The sequence below is a fragment of the Marinobacter sp. Arc7-DN-1 genome (assembly GCF_003441595.1).
GTDB lineage: Bacteria > Pseudomonadota > Gammaproteobacteria > Pseudomonadales > Oleiphilaceae > Marinobacter > Marinobacter metalliresistant.
In genome coordinates, this window is sequence record NZ_CP031848.1 from 3,457,715 (window position 1) to 3,475,852 (window position 18,138).

20 protein-coding genes are annotated in these 18,138 nt (G+C 58.6%); 15 read left to right on the forward strand and 5 right to left on the reverse strand.

Annotated elements, in window-relative coordinates:
• Positions 1–49: 49 nt before the first annotated feature.
• Positions 50–1,711: an energy-dependent translational throttle protein EttA gene (ettA, locus tag D0851_RS16230; protein WP_117619559.1), complete on the reverse strand. Its 1,662-nt coding sequence runs from the start codon at positions 1,709–1,711 to the stop codon at positions 50–52.
• Between the two features lie 378 nt (positions 1,712–2,089).
• On the opposite strand from ettA, the gene glyA reads away from it, so the two are divergent.
• The 8 genes from glyA to D0851_RS16270 all read left to right on the forward strand — a co-directional run bounded on the left by glyA (position 2,090) and on the right by D0851_RS16270 (position 8,712).
• On the forward strand, positions 2,090–3,343 hold the full coding sequence (gene glyA, locus D0851_RS16235; protein WP_117619560.1) for a serine hydroxymethyltransferase: 1,254 nt from the start codon (positions 2,090–2,092) through the stop codon (positions 3,341–3,343).
• Positions 3,344–3,420: 77 nt separating this feature from the next.
• The gene (gene nrdR, locus D0851_RS16240) at positions 3,421–3,939 is read left to right on the forward strand and encodes a transcriptional regulator NrdR (protein WP_117619561.1); all 519 of its coding nucleotides are present in this window, start codon (positions 3,421–3,423) and stop codon (positions 3,937–3,939) included.
• The gene (gene ribD, locus D0851_RS16245; protein ID WP_117619562.1) at positions 3,936–5,051 is read left to right on the forward strand and encodes a bifunctional diaminohydroxyphosphoribosylaminopyrimidine deaminase/5-amino-6-(5-phosphoribosylamino)uracil reductase RibD; all 1,116 of its coding nucleotides are present in this window, start codon (positions 3,936–3,938) and stop codon (positions 5,049–5,051) included. The genes nrdR and ribD overlap by 4 nt, the downstream gene beginning before the upstream one ends.
• A 64-nt stretch (positions 5,052–5,115) precedes the next feature.
• On the forward strand, positions 5,116–6,231 hold the full coding sequence (gene ribBA / locus D0851_RS16250; protein ID WP_117619563.1) for a bifunctional 3,4-dihydroxy-2-butanone-4-phosphate synthase/GTP cyclohydrolase II: 1,116 nt from the start codon (positions 5,116–5,118) through the stop codon (positions 6,229–6,231).
• 47 nt (positions 6,232–6,278) lie between these two features.
• Complete coding sequence (gene ribE, locus D0851_RS16255) at positions 6,279–6,755, forward strand: 6,7-dimethyl-8-ribityllumazine synthase (RefSeq protein WP_117619564.1); 477 nt, start codon at positions 6,279–6,281, stop codon at positions 6,753–6,755.
• Positions 6,755–7,237, forward strand: coding sequence for a transcription antitermination factor NusB (nusB, locus tag D0851_RS16260; RefSeq protein WP_117619565.1), 483 nt, complete (start codon positions 6,755–6,757; stop codon positions 7,235–7,237). Before ribE ends, nusB begins: the two co-directional genes overlap by 1 nt.
• A gap of 3 nt (positions 7,238–7,240) precedes the next feature.
• Positions 7,241–8,188 carry a thiamine-phosphate kinase gene (gene thiL, locus D0851_RS16265; RefSeq protein WP_117619566.1) on the forward strand — a complete coding sequence of 316 codons (948 nt, stop codon included), beginning with the start codon at positions 7,241–7,243 and terminating at the stop codon, positions 8,186–8,188.
• A complete protein-coding gene (locus D0851_RS16270) occupies positions 8,185–8,712 on the forward strand; it encodes a phosphatidylglycerophosphatase A (RefSeq protein WP_117619567.1) in 528 nt (175 codons plus the stop codon). The genes thiL and D0851_RS16270 overlap by 4 nt, the downstream gene beginning before the upstream one ends.
• Before the next feature lie 22 nt (positions 8,713–8,734).
• On the opposite strand, the gene D0851_RS20645 is transcribed toward D0851_RS16270, so the two are convergent.
• Complete coding sequence (locus D0851_RS20645; protein WP_099619836.1) at positions 8,735–8,938, reverse strand: DUF6316 family protein; 204 nt, start codon at positions 8,936–8,938, stop codon at positions 8,735–8,737.
• Between the two features lie 50 nt (positions 8,939–8,988).
• Between D0851_RS20645 and D0851_RS16280 the strand changes: the two genes are divergently transcribed.
• Complete coding sequence (locus tag D0851_RS16280) at positions 8,989–9,210, forward strand: hypothetical protein (RefSeq protein WP_117619568.1); 222 nt, start codon at positions 8,989–8,991, stop codon at positions 9,208–9,210.
• The gene (locus tag D0851_RS16285) at positions 9,207–9,902 is read left to right on the forward strand and encodes a DUF2057 family protein (protein WP_117619569.1); all 696 of its coding nucleotides are present in this window, start codon (positions 9,207–9,209) and stop codon (positions 9,900–9,902) included. The genes D0851_RS16280 and D0851_RS16285 overlap by 4 nt, the downstream gene beginning before the upstream one ends.
• 35 nt (positions 9,903–9,937) lie before the next feature.
• Here D0851_RS16285 and D0851_RS16290 read toward each other — a convergent pair whose 3' ends face one another.
• Together D0851_RS16290 and D0851_RS16295 are read right to left on the reverse strand one after the other, a co-directional pair.
• A complete protein-coding gene (locus D0851_RS16290) occupies positions 9,938–11,467 on the reverse strand; it encodes a WS/DGAT/MGAT family O-acyltransferase (protein WP_117619570.1) in 1,530 nt (509 codons plus the stop codon).
• Entirely contained in the window at positions 11,467–12,384 is a 918-nt protein-coding gene (locus D0851_RS16295; protein ID WP_117619571.1) for a LysR family transcriptional regulator, read from the reverse strand. Before D0851_RS16295 ends, D0851_RS16290 begins: the two co-directional genes overlap by 1 nt.
• 305 nt (positions 12,385–12,689) lie before the next feature.
• Here D0851_RS16295 and D0851_RS16300 point away from each other — a divergent pair, with 305 nt between their 5' ends.
• Positions 12,690–13,676, forward strand: coding sequence for a glutathione S-transferase family protein (locus D0851_RS16300; protein WP_117619572.1), 987 nt, complete (start codon positions 12,690–12,692; stop codon positions 13,674–13,676).
• 55 nt (positions 13,677–13,731) lie between these two features.
• Here the strand turns inward: D0851_RS16300 and ispB are convergent, their stop codons facing one another.
• Positions 13,732–14,700 (reverse strand): octaprenyl diphosphate synthase, encoded by a 969-nt coding sequence (gene ispB / locus D0851_RS16305; protein WP_117619573.1) that lies wholly within the window; start codon positions 14,698–14,700, stop codon positions 13,732–13,734.
• A gap of 294 nt (positions 14,701–14,994) precedes the next feature.
• On the opposite strand from ispB, the gene rplU reads away from it, so the two are divergent.
• From rplU to proB, 4 genes are all read left to right on the forward strand, one after another.
• On the forward strand, positions 14,995–15,306 hold the full coding sequence (gene rplU, locus D0851_RS16310) for a 50S ribosomal protein L21 (protein WP_027831003.1): 312 nt from the start codon (positions 14,995–14,997) through the stop codon (positions 15,304–15,306).
• A 36-nt stretch (positions 15,307–15,342) separates the two neighbouring features.
• Positions 15,343–15,603, forward strand: a complete 261-nt coding sequence (gene rpmA, locus D0851_RS16315) for a 50S ribosomal protein L27 (protein WP_088829262.1) — start codon at positions 15,343–15,345, stop codon at positions 15,601–15,603.
• 144 nt (positions 15,604–15,747) lie between these two features.
• Entirely contained in the window at positions 15,748–16,941 is a 1,194-nt protein-coding gene (cgtA, locus tag D0851_RS16320) for an Obg family GTPase CgtA (protein WP_117619574.1), read from the forward strand.
• A gap of 35 nt (positions 16,942–16,976) precedes the next feature.
• A complete protein-coding gene (proB, locus tag D0851_RS16325; protein WP_117619575.1) occupies positions 16,977–18,101 on the forward strand; it encodes a glutamate 5-kinase in 1,125 nt (374 codons plus the stop codon).
• Positions 18,102–18,138: the final 37 nt, after the last annotated feature.

Below are 18,138 nucleotides of genomic sequence, written 5' to 3' on the forward strand. Positions count from 1 at the left end.
TCTGACCCCTCTTTTAGCACCCTCTTTCATGACCCCTCTTTTACTAACATCAGGCCAGCTTCTTGTACTTCATACGCTTGGGCTGCATGGCAGAATCGCCCTTGCGCTTCTTGAAGTCTTCGTCGTATTCCGTGAAGTTGCCCTCGAAGTACACCACTTCGCCGTCATCCTCGAACGCCAGGATATGGCTGGCTACCCGGTCCAGGAACCAGCGATCGTGTGAGATCACCAGGGCGGAGCCCGGGAAGTTGAGCAGGGCTTCTTCAAGGGCGCGCAGGGTTTCCACGTCCAGATCGTTGGTCGGTTCGTCCAGCAGCAGGACGTTGCCGCCTTCCTTGAGCAGTTTGGCCAGGTGCAGGCGGTTACGCTCACCCCCGGACAGGTCGCCAACCCGTTTCTGCTGGTCGCTGCCCTTGAAGTTGAAGCGCCCCACATAGGCCCGGGACGGGGTCTCGTAGTTGCCTACCTTGATAATATCGTTGCCGTCGGAGAGTTCTTCCCAGACGGTTTTACTGCCGTCCAGGTCGCGCATCTGGTCCACGTAGGCCAGTTCCACGGTTTCACCGACGGTAATGGTGCCGGAGTCAGGCTGGTCGTAACCCGCGATCATCCTGAACAGGGTCGATTTGCCGGCACCGTTGCCGCCGATAATGCCCACGATGGCACCGGGTGGTACGCTCAAGGACACGTCTTCGTACAGCAGGCGGTCACCGAAGGACTTGCTGATACCGTCCACTTCGATCACCTTGTTGCCGAGGCGAGGTCCAGGCGGAATGTACAGCTCGTTGGTTTCATTGCGCTTCTGAAACTCCTGGGAACTCATCTCCTCAAAGCGGGCCAGGCGGGCCTTGCTCTTGGACTGACGGCCCTTGGCGTTGCTGCGAACCCATTCCAGCTCCTGCTTGATGGCTTTCTGGTGAGAGGCCTCCTGCTTGGACTCCATCTCCAGGCGCTTTTCCTTGTTCTCCAGCCACTGGCTGTAGTTGCCCTCGAAGGGAATGCCATGGCCACGGTCCAGTTCCAGGATCCAGCCGGCGACGTTGTCGAGGAAATACCGGTCGTGGGTGATGGCAACCACGGTGCCTTCATAATCGTGCAGGAAGCGCTCAAGCCAGGCCACGGATTCGGCATCCAGATGGTTGGTGGGCTCGTCCAGCAGCAACATGTCTGGGCCGGACAGCAGCAGGCGGCACAAGGCAACACGGCGGCGCTCACCACCGGACAGGATTTGCACTTTCTGATCCCAGGGCGGGAGGCGCAACGCGTCGGCGGCGACTTCCATCTTGCGTTCAATGTCGTGGCCGTCGGTGGCCTGGATGTAGGCTTCCAGTTCGCCCTGTTTCTTGGCGAGGGCGTCAAAATCCGCATCCGGTTCGGCGTAGGCTGCGTAAACTTGGTCCAGTTCCGCCAGGGCGTCATGAACACCGGAGACCGCCTCGTCGACGATTTCCTTGACGGTTTTCTCTTCGTCCAGCTCCGGCTCCTGGGGCAGGTAGCCCACGTTAATGCCCGGTTGGGGGCGGGCTTCGCCGATGTAATCCTGGTCCACGCCGGCCATAATGCGAAGCAGGGTGGATTTACCAGCACCGTTAAGGCCAAGAACGCCGATCTTGGCGCCGGGGAAGAAGCTCAGTGAGATGTCTTTCAGAATCTCTCGCTTGGGCGGTACCACCTTGCCCACGCGGTTCATGGTGTATACGTATTGGGCCATGTTGGCGTAAACCTCTTGGTAAGACAGGTTCGTGAATTCGCAATCTGATGGTTCGGGCGGCGGGGCTGGCCTTCCGGGATACGCTGTGAATACGTCCATGTACGCTCGACAAAATCATCCCTGATTTTGACGATCCCGGAAGGCCAGCCCCGCCGCCCTTGATCCGAGCTAGTGCTATTGACCCGGTAAGGTATCGAAACCTACCAGTGATAGCAATTGAGCAGAAACCGGCGTTGGCCGCATGCCGGTATCTGCGGACGGTATAAAGGATGATTTTTCACCCGTTTGTAAGATAGAATAGCGGCCCAATTTTTCAGGGAGCCTCCGGAGATTGCCAAAGCTCTCCGGGCCAGCCAAGCACACAGAGGCAGCGCATCCATGTTTAATCGTGAAATGAAAATCGCCGGCTTTGACGACGAACTCTGGAACGCCATGCAGGCGGAAGAGAAGCGCCAGGAAGCTCATATCGAGCTGATCGCGTCCGAGAATTACACCAGCCCCCGGGTGATGGAAGCCCAGGGCAGCATGCTGACCAATAAGTATGCGGAGGGCTACCCGGGCAAGCGCTATTACGGCGGGTGCGAGTTTGTGGATATTGCCGAAGATCTGGCGATTGAGCGCGCCAAAGAGCTATTCGGTGCCGCCTACGCGAACGTGCAGCCGCATTCCGGCTCCCAGGCAAACTCTGCTGTGTTTATGGCGCTGCTGAAACCCGGTGATACCGTTCTCGGTATGAGTCTGGCGCACGGTGGTCATCTTACCCACGGTGCCAGCGTCAACTTCTCCGGCAAGATCTACCATGCCGTGCAGTATGGCCTGAACCCGGAAACCGGCCTGATCGATTACGACGAAGTGGAAGCGCTGGCGGTTGAGCACAAGCCGAAAATGATCATTGCCGGCTTCTCCGCCTATTCCCAGGAACTGGACTTTGCCCGATTCCGTGAAATCGCGGATAAGGTTGGCGCCTTTCTGTTTGTCGACATGGCGCACGTTGCCGGCCTGGTAGCCGCCGGTGTGTACCCGGATCCGATTCCCCACGCCCACGTGGTTGCGACCACCACCCACAAGACCCTGCGTGGTCCCCGTGGCGGCCTGATCCTGGCCTGTGACGACGCTGATCTGCAGAAGAAGCTGAACTCTGCGGTGTTCCCGGGCAGCCAGGGCGGCCCGTTGATGCACGTGATTGCCGCCAAGGCCGTCTGCTTCAAGGAAGCTATGAGCGACGAGTTCAAGACCTATCAGCAGCAGGTGGTCAAGAACGCCTCTGCCATGGCCCAGGTGTTTGTGGATCGTGGCTATGACGTGGTGTCCGGTGGCACAAAGAACCATTTGTTCCTGGTTAGCCTGATCAAGCAGGACATCACTGGCAAAGACGCAGATGCGGCGCTGGGGCGGGCACACATCACCGTGAACAAGAACGCGGTCCCCAACGATCCTCGCTCTCCGTTTGTCACTTCCGGTCTGCGCCTTGGTACTCCGGCGATTACCACCCGTGGTTTCGGTGAGTCTGAGTGCCGTGACCTTGCTGGCTGGATCTGCGACATCCTGGATAACCTGGAGGATGAGGCGGTAAACAGTCGGGTTCGTGAGCAGGTGAGTGCTCTGTGCGCCCGTTTCCCTGTCTACGGCTGATCGTTTTATAGCTAGACTACAGGCATGACCCGCCGGGCCGATCAGTCGGCCCGGCTTCCTCTCCGGAGCTCCTGACTATGCATTGTCCCTTCTGTGGTGAAGCAGATACCAAGGTGATTGATTCCCGGCTGGTGGCCGAGGGCGATCAGGTGCGTCGCCGCAGGGAATGCCTGTCGTGCCGTGAGCGTTTCACCACTTTTGAGTCTGCCGAGCTGGTGATGCCGCGGGTGGTGAAGCAGGACGGCACCCGGCAACCTTTTGATGAGGAAAAGCTGCGCTCGGGGTTGATGAAGGCACTGGAGAAGCGGCCAGTCAGCATTGAGCAGATCGATGCCGCCCTGAACCGCATCAAGTACCGTTTGCGGGCGACCGGTGAAAGGGAAGTGAAATCGATGCAGCTGGGTGAGGAGGTAATGACCGAGTTGCGGCAACTGGACAAAGTGGCCTATGTCCGTTTCGCGTCGGTGTATCGCAGCTTCCAGGATATCAACGAGTTTAAGGAAGAAATCGAGCGCCTGTCTGCCAGCAATGGAGATACAGCCGTTGATGTTGCCAAGGCACTGGCAGATAACCGCTCTGCAGAAGGAAAAGCATGATCGAAAACCGCGACAGGGCCATGATGGCCCGGGCTGTCCAGCTTGCCTGGCGCGGTCGGTACTCGACGCACCCCAACCCCAGGGTGGGCTGCGTCATCGCCCGGGGCGATCTGGTGCTCGGGGAGGGCTGGCATGAGCGTGCCGGCGAAGCCCATGCCGAAATCCGTGCGCTGAGCCAGGCTGGCCCGGATGCCCGGGGTGCCACGGCTTATGTGACTCTGGAGCCCTGCAGCCATTTCGGCCGCACACCGCCCTGCGCCAGGGCTCTGATCGACGCCGGAGTGGCCCATGTCTATGCGGCGACAAAGGACCCGAATCCTTCGGTGTCCGGGCGTGGACTGGATATGCTTCGGAAAGCCGGGGTCCGGGTTACTGAAGGCCTGCTGGCGGATGAAGCCATCCGCCTGAATCCGGGTTTCATGAAGCGCATGAACACCGGTCGTCCCTGGGTGCGTCTGAAAATGGCGGCCAGTCTGGATGGCCGCACGGCAATGGCCTCCGGCGAGAGCCAGTGGATAACCGGCAGCGATGCCCGCCGGGATGTGCAGCGTCTCAGGGCCATCAGCGATGCCATCCTCACGGGTGTCGGTACCGTTCTGGTGGACGATCCATCGTTGACTGTTCGCCGTGAAGAGCTGGGCGATATCGGTGACGCCACGGAGCCATCGAGGCAGCCCCTGAGAGTGATCGCCGACCGGGATGCGCGGACGCCCTGTTCGGCGAAGATCCTGCAGGGTGGCAATGTGCAGGTGTTCTGTGCGTCGTCAACTCTGGCGACGACACCGGCCCAGGATCTGGCGGCACTGGGCATCAGTCTCACCGGGGTGGCCTGGAAGGACAACGGCATTGATCTGGCCGAACTGCTGGATTCTCTCGGGGAACTCGGCATCAATGAGCTGCTGGTCGAAGCGGGCCCCACACTGGCAGGCACGTTCATCAGCGAAGGCCTGGTAGACGAACTCTGGCTCTATCAGGCGCCGGTTTTCCTCGGTAGTACGGGACGTCCGACCGCGCGCCTGCTGCTGGAAACCATGGCAGATAAAGTACAATGGAAGGTGCTGGACCGACGTCAGCTAGGGGAGGATCAGCGCCTGATTCTCGCTCGCCGGTAATCCATACATTCAGGAGGTTTCATCAGCAGATGGCTGCCGGAACTCCGCAAGGGTGCAAAACCATATGGCACTGAACAGCATTGAAGACATCATTGAAGATATCCGTCAGGGCAAGATGGTCATACTGATGGATGACGAGGATCGCGAGAATGAGGGCGATCTCGTGATGGCCGCCGAGCATTGCACGGCTGAAGCCATCAACTTCATGGCCCGTTTTGGCCGCGGCCTCATCTGCATGCCCATGACCCGGGATCGCTGTGAGCAGTTAGGTCTTCCGTTGATGGTCCAGCAGAACGCGTCCGGTTTCGGTACCAAGTTTACTCTGTCCATTGAAGCGGCCGTGGGCGTGACTACCGGTATTTCTGCCGCAGACCGTGCCCGCACGGTTCAGGCGGCGGTAGACCGCAACGCGAAGGCGAGTGACCTGGTTCAGCCCGGCCATATCTTTCCGCTGATGTCCGATCCGGGTGGTGTTCTGAGTCGCGCCGGCCATACCGAAGCGTCCTGCGATCTTGCCGGACTGGCTGGTTGCGAGCCGGCGGGTGTGATCTGCGAGATCATGAACGACGATGGCTCCATGGCCCGCAGGGAAGACCTGGAACGATTTGCCGAAGAACATGATCTCAAGATTGGTACCATTGCCGACCTGATTCACTACCGCACCATGAACGAGCGCACCGTTGAGTGTGTGGAAGAGAACGACCTGGACACCGAATACGGTGTCTTCAGCCTTCGTACTTACCGTGACAATATCCAGGGTGCGACTCACCTGGCTATGGTGAAGGGGAGTATTTCCCAGGAAGAGCCGGCTCTTGTACGTGTACACATCACCGACACCTTGCGGGACCTTCTGGGTGCCCGCCGCAAGGATTCACGAAGCTGGCCTCTGCACCACGCCCTTGAAAAAGTGGCAACCGAGGGCAGGGGTGTGGTTGTTCTGCTGAACAGCGCCGAAGACAGCTATAACCTGGAAGACCGCATCCACGAATTTTTTGATGAAGGGCAAGGGTCCTCCGGCAAGGGCAGCTCCGGTGTTTATTTCACCGTGGGCACCGGTTCCCAGATTCTCCGGGACATCGGTGTGGGCAAGATGCGTCTGCTGAGCCCGCCGATCAAGTTCTCGGCCATTTCCGGTTTTGATCTGGAAGTTGTTGAGTACGTTCCCTATACCCCTGAATGATAAACCCGGTCGTGGCATTGGTGCCGCGACACGTGAAGGAGCCATCGATGGCGGATATCAGAGTAATTGAAGGTGATTTTACCGAGTGCACCGGGCGTTATGCGCTGGTGGTAGGCCGTTTTAACGGTTTTGTTGTTGAAAGCCTGGTTGAAGGCGCGCTGGATACCCTGCGCCGCCACGGGATCTCCGATGATGATGTCACCATTGTGCGGGTGCCTGGCGCCTATGAGATGCCACTGGCCGTCAAGCGTGTTGCCGAAACCGGCGAGTACGATGCCATCATTGCGCTGGGTGCCGTCATTCGTGGCGGCACCCCGCATTTCGAATACGTTGCCGGTGAAGCGTCAAGCGGTATCGGCGCGGTAAGCCTTGATACAGACGTACCGGTGACCTTTGGTGTGCTGACGGTGGATTCCATCGAACAGGCTATCGAGCGTTCGGGCACCAAGGCTGGTAACAAGGGCGCCGAAGCGGCCATCACGGCCCTTGAAATGGTCAGCCTGTTCAGGAAACTGGGTGAGTAATGAGCGAAACTGAAGGTACATCACCGCAGCCGGCACCGGCCGGCCAGCCGAAAGCCGGTGATCGACGCCGCGCCAGGGCTCTGGCCATGCAGGGGCTTTATCAGCGCCACTTCAGCAAGACGGCCATTTCCGACATTGAGGCCGAGTTCATGGTTGACAATGACACGAGCAAGGTTGATCTGCTGTACTTCCGCGACCTGCTCCGTGGTGTACACCGGGAGCAGGGCGAACTGGACAAGCTGATTGAGCCGTTCCTGGATCGCCCGATCAATGAGGTGGATCCGGTGGAGCTGGCCATTGTCCGGCTTGGTGCCTATGAACTGAAACATCGTCTTGATGTGCCCTACAAGGTGGTTATTAACGAAGGCATTGAAATGGCCAAGCGCTTTGGTGGCACCGAGGGCCATAAATTCGTCAACAGCATCCTCGACAAGCTGAGCGGCCGACTCCGGCTTGCCGAGACACGCTCCCGTGCCCGCTAGCTGATGGGCGAGTTCGAGCTGATTCGGCGTTATTTTTTGCCGCTCGCCAGGCAGCAGACAGCCCGGTCCCTGATTCTGGGGCCGGGGGATGACTGCGCAATTCAGCATATTCCCGCGGGCCGGGATCTCGTCTTCTCCATGGATACCCTGGTTGAGGGTGTCCACTTTCCCAGGAATTATCGCCCGGATTACCTTGGCTGGCGTGCTTTGGCCGTAGCGGCAAGTGATTTGGCCGCCATGGGGGCCGATCCGGAGTGCTTTACCCTTGCACTGACCATGCCTGCTGCAGACGAACAATGGCTTGCAGGTTTTGCCGGCGGGCTCAGAAGTGCCAGCAATGCGTTCGGGATGGCGCTGGCCGGCGGTGATACAACCTCCGGTCCGCTTACTCTGACTCTTCAGGTGCACGGAACCGTTGAGCATGGAGCCGCCATTCGGCGCGCGGGTGCCCGGCCTGGTGACCTTGTCGCGGTCTCCGGAACGCTTGGAGACGCCGGTGCGGCGCTGGACTACCTTGACGAGGCGAGCCCTTCGCCAGACGTTACAGCCCTGCTGGATCGTTATCATTCACCGCGGCCCAGGCTGGCACTTGGCAGCGCTGTCCGTGGCATTGCGAGTGCCGCTGTTGATATTTCTGACGGCCTGCTTGCGGACCTTGGGCATATTCTTGAGGCCTCTGACGTCGGGGCGAGCATCGACAGTGCCCGACTGCCGGTATCACCGCATCTGAAGCGCCTGAAAGGCGATGCAGCGCTGGATTATGCGCTGCGGTCCGGGGATGACTATGAGTTGTGCCTGACCATCCCCGCAGAGTGCTGGAGAAACGCCCCGGACGCGGTCCGGAAAAAACTGTCGGTGATTGGTACGGTTGAATCCCCGCCCGGGTTGATTCTCGATGGTAAGCCGTGTGGTGCAGATGCCGGGTTCGATCATTTCAGGAGCAGACCATGAGCCAGAAAGATGAGGCGTCCGAACCGGAAATTCCCGAAGTTCTCCTGCCTCCGGGATTCCTGCGTAATCCGGTCCATTTGCTGGCCTTCGGTTTTGGTAGCGGTGCAACGGCACGGGCTCCCGGAACATGGGGAAGTCTCGCGGCAATTCCTCTCTGGTATGGCTTCGCCTGGTTACCACCGATAGCCTACTGGCTGGTGGTGTTGCTGGCTTTTGTCGTGGGTATCTGGCTGTGCGGAAAAACCGCTGAGGACCTCAAGGTCCACGATCACGGGGGCATTGTCTGGGATGAATTTGTCGGGATGTGGATCGCCCTGGGACTGTTTCCGGATACCATTTACGGCGTATTGGGCGCTTTTCTGCTTTTCCGTCTTTTTGACATCGCAAAACCATGGCCCATCGGGTGGCTGGACGAACGAATGCCCGGTGGGCTTGGTATCATGGTGGACGATGTGCTGGCGGGGGTTATGGCTCTGGTCTGCCTTTGGGCAGTTGACCGCTGGCTGATCCCGGTAATGATTTAGGGGGCCTCAATGAGGCTCCCTGTTAATGAAGTTGCTGTTCTTCGGGTAACAACCGGACAACATGTAAAAATCGCTTTAAGCCAGTCTCGGCTCGTTCCCGTGACGCAAACGGGCCACTGTCAAACCCTTCCCGGGTAGTGAAGTACCATTTGCTCCCCACACAAAAGAATCGACTACTGCGAAAGGGAACCGGCCCTTGTTCTCCGGTTCTGCATTGGGTATCCATGGTGTCTCCTGTGCCCGCTTTTCTGTTCTGCTTTTTCGGGCGCCGCGTTAATGTCTGCCGATCTGTTTAAAATTAATCCAATTCAGGACGAATTCAACATTTTTTTACATTTTTACGGGGTGCGTCTCAAACGGGATCAGAGACCGCGGCTCGGGACAGGCCGGCAAAGCTATGCCATTGCCTTGCCCTTGTCAGATGCACTGGTCAAAATGCTACGGGTCCGGCGCGAGCCTGAATCTGTTTTGTTCCTCATAGCCAAGGAGATTAAATGAGCATTTGTCACGTTAACCGTGGTTTCAAATCGGCGATGAAAGGCTGGCATAAACACGCCGTTAGCCTTCGCGCCGGGCTGGCAGCATTGCTTGCGTTGTCATTGGTGGGCTGTGCCTCCCCGGTAAGTAGGGTAGAGACCTGGGACGGCAATCCAGAGGCAGCGACGAACGCCGCGACACTGAAAACACCGGGTGAAATTCGGGTTACCCGGGTGAATGGCCGCACCACGGGCAACTTCCTAATGAACGACCTGGCGCTGGACTATGCTTTGCTGCCCGGTGAAAACGAGGTTGTTTTCGTCTACAAAACCATTTGGGCAAAGAGCGGGGTGGTCAGAAACGAGGAATCGAAAGTTCACGTTATCGAAAGCAAGCCTCAGGAGGCCCGCTTCGAAGCCATCGCTGGCGAGACTTACCGCTTTGAATTCAAGCAACCGGATTCCCGGCAGGAAGCAGAACGGATGATGCCGGAGTTTTCTGCAACGATTGTGTCCTCGGCGGGGGATTCAGTGGCAAGCTCGACCGAATGGAATCCCGCTGAAGCAAGCAGGGTAGCCCGGACTCCCATCCCTGAATCCCCGTCTGAGGGCGCTTCCGCGAATGATGTTAATGCCCTCGACCAGCTTAAGGCGGTTTGGGCAACGGCAAGCGACGAGGAGAAAAAAGCGTTTCTCCGTTGGGCGTTTGAATAATCTCTGATCCTGCGCCCGCCGTTTCCGGGCCGTGTTCAGCCCCGGAAACGGCTCAAGGCTTTCTTCAGAAGTCCCTCCAGCGCCGTCATCGCATCGTCCGCCAGGGTCTGGGTTGAACTTGCGGGAATTGGCCCGTGGCCGTCGTCTGCCCCGAGCCGGTGTATCGCCTCCTCAATCGCATCAAGGCTTTCGGCGACATGGGCCTGCAATGAATCCCCGTTTGCGACCACGTCCGGACAGGTGGTGAAGTTCAGTGTCAGCCTGCCTTCATAGCTTACCGCCACTATCACCAGCCCCATGCTGTCGAACAGCGGCGCCGTGTTGTACTGCTGAACCAGACGCGCTCCCTGCAGATATAGCGGTACCTGGGGGCCCGGAACGTTGGTGATCGGCAGATTGAATACCGGCTGATAACGCTGGGCAATCTGCAACTCCGAGTAAAGTCTGGCGGACAGGGCCAGCATGGTTGACGGTAAAAGTTCCGTTAGCCGGTCGGCGGCTATGGCCTCACGGTAGGGCTCCGAGGCGACTGCGTTCCAATGAATCCGGCGAATCCGTTGCGCAGGGTTTGGCTCGTTGGTGGCGAGATCCAGCAGCATGGCGGACATCTGGTTTCCGGTCGCCCTGCGCAAGCTGTTTGAGCGAACAGAAATTGGAGTCATTGCCACCAGGGATTTGCCGGCGTCCGAGCCCTCGCTGATCAGGTACCGTCTTAGGGCCTCGGCGCACAAACCGAGAACCACGTCATTCAGGGTGACGTCCCCAAGGGACGCCTTCACCGTTTTCAGGCGAGACAGCTCAACACTGGCCGCGATAATTTGCCGGTTCGCGGTTATCTGCCGGTTAAACGGGCTATGGGGGGCAGAGAACAGCGGCAGTGGCAGAGGCAGTTTGCGTAACTGCTTCTGAATCAACCCCCGTGCGGTGGCTTCGGCGGCATTGACGGCGAGCGAGGTGAATTGCAGTGGTGTTCGAAGGATATTTGCGCCTGCCTGCAACATGACCCGCTCTTCCGAAGGTTCTGGTCGGGGGTGCCAGGGCCGGGGTGGTGTAATCGAGCGAGGCTCCGGAGTGTACTCGAGTAACTTTCCGATGATTTCTTCGCCGCTGAAGGCATCGATAGCCGCATGGTGTAACTTCACGATCAGCGCAAAGCCCGCACTGCCGGCATCCTCCTCATCCAGCTTGAAACCGTCCACGAACGTTATGTGCCAAAGAGGACGGTCTCTTTTCAGGGGTTCCTCCAGAATCTTGGAGGCCAGTTTCATAAGGCTGGCTTTGCGACCATGTTCGCCGAGATTGACGTAGGCGAGGTGGCGCTCGATACTGAAGTCCGGGTCGTCGATCCAGTAGGGGCGGCCCAGGCGCAGGGGGATTTCCTTGAGACGCTGACGGAACACCGGCACCACGTGGAGCCGGCTGCGAAGGTAGGCAACAAATGTACTGAAGGCCAGTGGTGTTTCTCGTTCGCTGGCATCAAAGAGATAGATCCCGCCAATATGCATCGGGGTCGTTTCCGATTCCAGGTACAGGAACGAGGCATCCAGTTCCGACAGCTGCCGCATCAGAGAACTCCCTTGGGCGTTGGTTTTACAACTTCTTCCCGGCTGAGCCGGTCCCAGAACCACATAAGGGCCTTGCCCTGGTCTTCAGCATGTCTGGCAAGATGCAGCATGATGGGCTGCCGGGGCTCGTGCACCTGCTTGGAGATCAGGCTACCGTCTTTCAGCTGTTGGCTGATTCTTGCCCTGGGTAGCCACCCGACGCCGAGACCTGCGGCCTGAATCGCAATTTTCTGGTCGATGTTGGCGACGGTCAGGGTTCGTTGCCGGCGAAAAATGCCGGCATGTCCCGGTGGCAGCGAACGCGAGGTATCAGCCGCCACGGCTGCCGGGTACCGGGAGATATCCTCCTCTGAGAGAGGCTCTTCGGCACTTGCCAGCGGGTGATCGGGGCCGACAGCAAACACGAAAGGCATTTCACCAAGGGCTCTGGTTGTGAAGTTTCCCGACGGTTTGCTGAAATTGTCCGCGCCGATGATCAGGTCGACCCGGCGACTTTGCAGGGCGTCCCAGGTGCCGGCAAACACTTCTTCCACGATTTGCACATCGACCGGCACTCCGAGTTCATGGAATTCCCGGATGGCCGGGAACAGGCATTGTGCCGGCAGCAATGAGTTGAATCCGATCTTTAATCTGGTTTCCCAGCCCTGGGCCACCTGACGGGTTGTGTGGGCAAGGTTTTCTGCCGCCTCCAGCAGGGTGCGGCCTTCTTCCAGGAGGTAATGACCCGCCGGGGTCAGCCTGGCGCGGTGGCCGGTGCGGTCGTAGATGGCAACGTTCAGGTCTTCTTCCAGTTTTTGCACGGTGTAGCTTATGGCCGAGGGTACCCGGAAGAGTTCGCCGGCGGCGCCGGCAAAACTGCCTTTGCGGTCAATGGCGTCAAGGACTTTGAGGGCGTCTATGGTGATGGCTGTGTGCATGTTCGAATTATCTGAGGTTGTTGGCCAGAAATGCTTGTTTGAGAGGGTAGCAGGGTCGCCGGTATTCTTCCTTCAAATTATCAGGCTTTGGAGGGCAGGTAACAGGGCCGCTGTCAGTTTTGGGGGCAGCGGGTATTGGAGAAGGCCTTTGCAAACACGCCGTGAACCCTTCCCTGGGGGCTCGGCATTGCCATCCTTGGCAATGCACGGTTTGCAAAGGCCTTCTCCAATACCCTTGGCAGACTTTTTGCCGGCGCCCCCTTGTTACAGGGGCCACACTTTCAAGGTTTTTCATCGGAGGGTTTATGGGGCTTTTGATTGACGGCAAATGGCATGACCAGTGGTATGACACCGATAAGACCGGTGGCAAGTTTGAGCGGGAGGCGGCGCGGTTTCGGAACTGGGTGACCGCAGACGGCGTGCCGGGGCCGGATGGTGAAGGTGGTTTCAAGGCTGAGTCCGGTCGCTACCATCTTTATGTGTCCATGGCGTGCCCGTGGGCGCATCGGACGCTGATTTTCCGGAAGCTGAAGGGGCTGGAGAAGCATATTTCAGTGTCTGTTGTGCACCCGGATATGGTAGAGAATGGCTGGGAGTTCCGGCCTGACAGTGAGCAGCACCGGGATTACTTGCATGGCTTCCGTTTCATGCATGAGGTCTACACCAGAGCTGCGCCTGAGTATTCCGGGCGGGTGACGGTGCCGACGCTGTGGGATAAAGAAAAACAGACGATTGCGAGTAACGAATCCGCCGAGATTATCCGGATGTTCAATTCGGCCTTCGATGGGCTGGAGGGTGTTCGCTCGGACCGGAACTTCTATCCCGAGGAACTGCAGGGGGAAATTGATGAGGTCAATGCCCGGGTCTATGACACAGTCAATAACGGTGTCTACAAGGCGGGTTTTGCTACCGCTCAGGATAAATACGAGCAAGCCTACGACGCTCTTTTCGAGTCGCTGGACTGGCTGGAGGATCGGTTGTCTGGCCAGCGGTATCTGGTGGGTAGCCAGTTAACTGAGGCGGACTGGCGGCTGTTTACCACGCTGATTAGATTTGATGCGGTGTATTACAGCCATTTCAAATGCAATCGCCAGCGGATCAGTGATTTTCCGGCGCTTTCTGCCTACGTGCGGGATTTGTATCAGGAGCCCGGCGTGGCCGAAACCGTGGATATCGGGCAGATCAAACGTCATTACTACGTGAGCCAGCGGACCATCAACCCGACCCAGATTGTGCCGGTGGGGCCGGCGTTGAACTTTGACGAGCCTCATGGGCGCGAGCGCCTGAGTTGAAATCGGGGTCAGATGAAATTTTCATCTGACCCCATTTTCAGACCCCATTTTTACGTCAACTCACCCGGGCCACCGCGACGTCGGTCAGCAGCTCCATGGCTTCTTTGTGGTCTGAGGCCGGCAGGGTTGTCAGGCAGGCTTTGGCCAGGTCCGCCTGTTCCCGGGCCTTGGTCATGGTGTATTCAATGGCGCCTGAGCGCTCAACAATTTCGAGAATCCTGGGCAGGTCGTCCAGCCCGCCTTTGCGAATGGCCTGGCGGATCAACTGGCGCTCATTTTCCGTGCCGTGTGCCATGGCGTAAATCAGGGGCAGGGTGGTCTTGCCTTCGGCAAGGTCGTCGCCCACATTTTTGCCCATGGCTTCGGCATCGCCCCGGTAATCCAGGACATCGTCCACCAGCTGGAACGCCAGGCCCAGATGCTTGCCGTAGTCCTTCAGGCCCCGTTCCTGGTCGTCACCGGCCCCGGCGAGCAGGGCGCCGGTGTGGGACGCGGCTTCAAACAGCATGGCGGTCTTGTTGTGAATGACCTTCATGTACTGGTCTTCGGTCAGGTCCGGATTTTTCACGTTCATCAGTTGCATGACTTCGCCTTCGGCGATCACGGCCGTGGCGTGGGACAAAACCTCCATGATAGGCAGGCTTTTGAGCTCCACCATCATCTCGAAGGCCCGGGCGTAGAGGAAATCACCTACCAGCACGCTCGGGGCATTACCCCAGCGTGCATTGGCCGTGCTCCGGCCCCGCCGCATGTCGGAGGTGTCCACCACATCGTCATGGAGTAGGGTGGCGGTGTGCAGGAATTCGATGACAGCCGCCAGTTTCAGGTGGTCGCTTTTGTCGTAGCCCGCAGCCTGGCTGGAAAGCAAAACCAGTAAGGGTCTCAGCCGCTTACCGCCGCTTTCGATGATGTACTGGGCGATTTTTTCCACCAGGGGAACGTCTGAGGAAAGCCGCTGGATGATCAGGTCATTGACGCGGCTGAAGTCGTCGGCCACGGTGTCGTGAATGCGCTGGGCTGTCATGCGGCTTGTGGATCCCTTGCTGGTGTTGTCGTCGTTGCGTTCGCTGATAATAAAGGCAGGTCGCGGCAATGCTAGGTATTGCAGGTTGAGGTGTCAACGTTAAGTCGGCGAAGTCGGGGTCAGAAGAAAGCTTTCTTCTGACCCTATGTTCAACTTGCTTAGCATGGCGTCTTCTCGTACAATCACGCGCCCAACTCATCCCAACCTGCGCTCCCTGCTATAGGGTCGCCAGAGCGCTTCCCTTAGAACCAGGTGGATAAGAGCAGGGATGGGTCAATCGCGGAGAACGAGTAAATGTACGCAGTTATTGTCAGCGGTGGTAAGCAGCACCGTGTAAAAGAAGGCGAAACCCTGAAGCTGGAAAAGCTGGAAGTTGAAACCGGCGGTAACGTTGAGTTTGATCGCGTTCTGCTGATCGCCGATGGTGACAAGGTTCAGGTTGGTGCGCCGGTTGTTGATGGTGCCAAAGTGACTGCGGAAGTGGTTAGCCACGGCCGTCACGACAAGATTCAGATCATCAAGTTCCGTCGTCGTAAGCATTCCATGAAGCGTCAGGGCCACCGTCAGTGGTTTACTGAAGTAAAGATCACGGGTATCCAGGGCTGAGGCTCTCGAATTACCCCCTAGAGAAGGAGGCTGGTAATGGCTCATAAAAAAGCAGCAGGTAGTACCCGTAACGGTCGCGATTCCGAGTCGAAACGACTTGGTGTGAAGCGCTTTGGCGGTGAGACTGTTTCTGCAGGCAGCATCATCATTCGTCAGCGTGGCACCCGTTTCCACGCTGGTAGCAACGTTGGCATTGGCAAGGATCACACCCTGTTTGCGAAAGCAGACGGCCAGGTGAAGTTCGAAGTCAAAGGCCCGCAGAGCCGTAAGTTCGTGAGCATCGTTCCGGCTGCGTAAGCAGCGGCGATCCGGTTCTGTCGAACCTTGGGTGGCGCTGATATCCTGATATCATCAGGTGTTCAGAGCCATCCGGAGCCCCGCAAAGCTTCCTTGAGGCTGCGGGGCTTTTTAGTTTATGCGCATCGCGCAAAGGGTTGATTCATGAAATTCGTAGACGAAGCCACCATCATTGTGGAAGCCGGCAAGGGCGGTCACGGCTGCCTGAGCTTCCGGCGTGAAAAATACGTTCCCAAGGGCGGCCCCGACGGTGGCGACGGGGGCGATGGTGGTTCCGTGTATCTGGAAGCAGACGAGTCGCTCAATACATTGATTGACTACCGTTTCCAGCGTAAACACAAAGCCCGGAATGGTGAGCCAGGCTCCGGCCGCAACTGCACCGGTACCAAGGGTGAGGATCTTGTCCTGCCAGTGCCGGTGGGCACCACGGTTGTGGATATGGACACCCATGAGGTGCTCGGGGACCTGACCCATGCAGGGCAGCGTCTGAAGGTTGCCCAGTGCGGTTTTCATGGCCTTGGCAATACCCGCTTCAAGTCCTCGGTTAACCGTGCGCCCCGGCAGACCACCAAAGGCTCTGAAGGCGAGCTGCGCAACCTTCGGCTGGAGCTGAAGGTGTTGGCGGATGTCGGGCTGCTGGGTATGCCCAATGCCGGTAAGTCCACCTTTATCCGTTCGGTGTCGGCGGCCCGCCCGAAAGTGGCGGATTACCCCTTTACCACACTGGTGCCTAACCTCGGGGTCGTCAGTGTGCAGGCGCATCAGAGTTTTGTCATTGCCGACATCCCCGGCCTGATCGAGGGCGCAGCCGAGGGCGCCGGGCTCGGTATCCGGTTCCTCAAGCACCTGGTCCGCACCCGGCTTTTGCTGCACCTTGTGGATGTTGCGCCTTACGACGGATCTTCGCCGGCGGATGCCGTCCGGGCGATTGAGCATGAGCTTGAGAAGTTCAGTGAGACTCTTGCCAATCGGCCCAGATGGCTGGTGCTGAACAAGGTGGATATGGTGGCTGAGGAAGACCGCGATGCCCATTGCCAGGCCATCGTTGATGAGCTTGGCTGGGAAGGGCCGGTGTTCCGGATTTCCGCGCTTAGTGGTGAGGGCACCAGGCCGCTGGTTCAGGCGGTTATGCGCTGGATTGAAGAGCAGGCCGAAGAAGAGGCCCAGAATCCCGAGGTCGCTGAGCGGGAAGCCCGTCGCCGTCGACAGATGGATGAAGAGGCCCGGGTCCGTATCGAGGCGGAGCGTCAGGCTCGCCGTGCTGCCCGCGAGGACGACGATGACGATGACTTCGACGATGATGACTACGACGTCGAAGTGGTTTACGCGCCCGAGTAAAGCAGGATTAACACCAGGGAGACCGCTCAAGCACCATGACTGAACGCCTACAGTTGCGCCAGGCCCGCCGCCTGGTTATCAAGATCGGAAGCGCCCTGCTGACCAACGATGGCAGGGGGCTGGATGTGGCTGCTCTGGGCTTGTGGGTGGATCAGATTGCAGAGCTGGTCGAAGAAGGGGTGGAAGTGGTCGTGGTCTCCTCCGGTTCGGTGGCTGAGGGGATGAGCCGTCTTGGCTGGACAGTGAGGCCGGAGCAGTTGCACGAACTCCAGGCCGCCGCCGCGGTTGGGCAAATGGGATTGGTTCAGACCTGGGAGGCCCAGTTCAAGCGGCATGATATCCACACTGCCCAGATTCTCCTCACTCACGATGACCTCTCGGACCGCAAGCGATACCTCAACGGCCGAAGCACGCTCAGGGCGCTGCTCGACTTTGGCGTAGTGCCGATCGTCAACGAAAACGACACGGTGGTGACCGACGAGATTCGGTTCGGTGACAACGATACCCTTGGCGCACTGGTCGCTAACCTGATTGAGGCGGACGGCCTGATTATCCTGACTGATCAGCTTGGTCTGTTTGACAAGGATCCCAGGAAGAACGCCAATGCCCGGCTGGTCACTGAGCGCAAGGCTGGTGATCATGAGCTGGATGCCATGGCCGGAGGCGGGGCCGGTGTGCTGGGGCGGGGTGGCATGATGACCAAATTGCGTGCGGCTCGCCTGGCCGCCCGGTCTGGTGCGTTTACCGTTATTGTTGGTGGTCGTATCGAGGGGGTGATCGGCCGGCTGCGCCAAGGCGACGTGATTGGCACCCTGCTGCTCCCGGAGCAGGGCCGGATCGCTGCCCGCAAGCAGTGGCTGGCCAGCCATTTACAGACCCGGGGCAAGTTGACCCTGGATGACGGTGCGGTGAAGGTGGTGTGTCTCGGCGGGCGCAGCCTGCTTCCGGTGGGCGTAAAGGGTGTGGTCGGGCAGTTTCGCCGTGGCGAAATGGTGTCCTGCGTTGATCAGGCTGGCAAGGAGATTGCCCGGGGGCTTGTGAATTACGATGCCGACGAGGCCAGGGCGATCGCCGGTCGATCCAGTGACCGGATTGCCGAGGTTCTGGGCTACAGTTCCGGCGAGGAAATGATACACCGGGATAACCTCGTTATAGTGTAATGCTTGTTTCTGATAACTGAAGCATAAAAAAACCGGC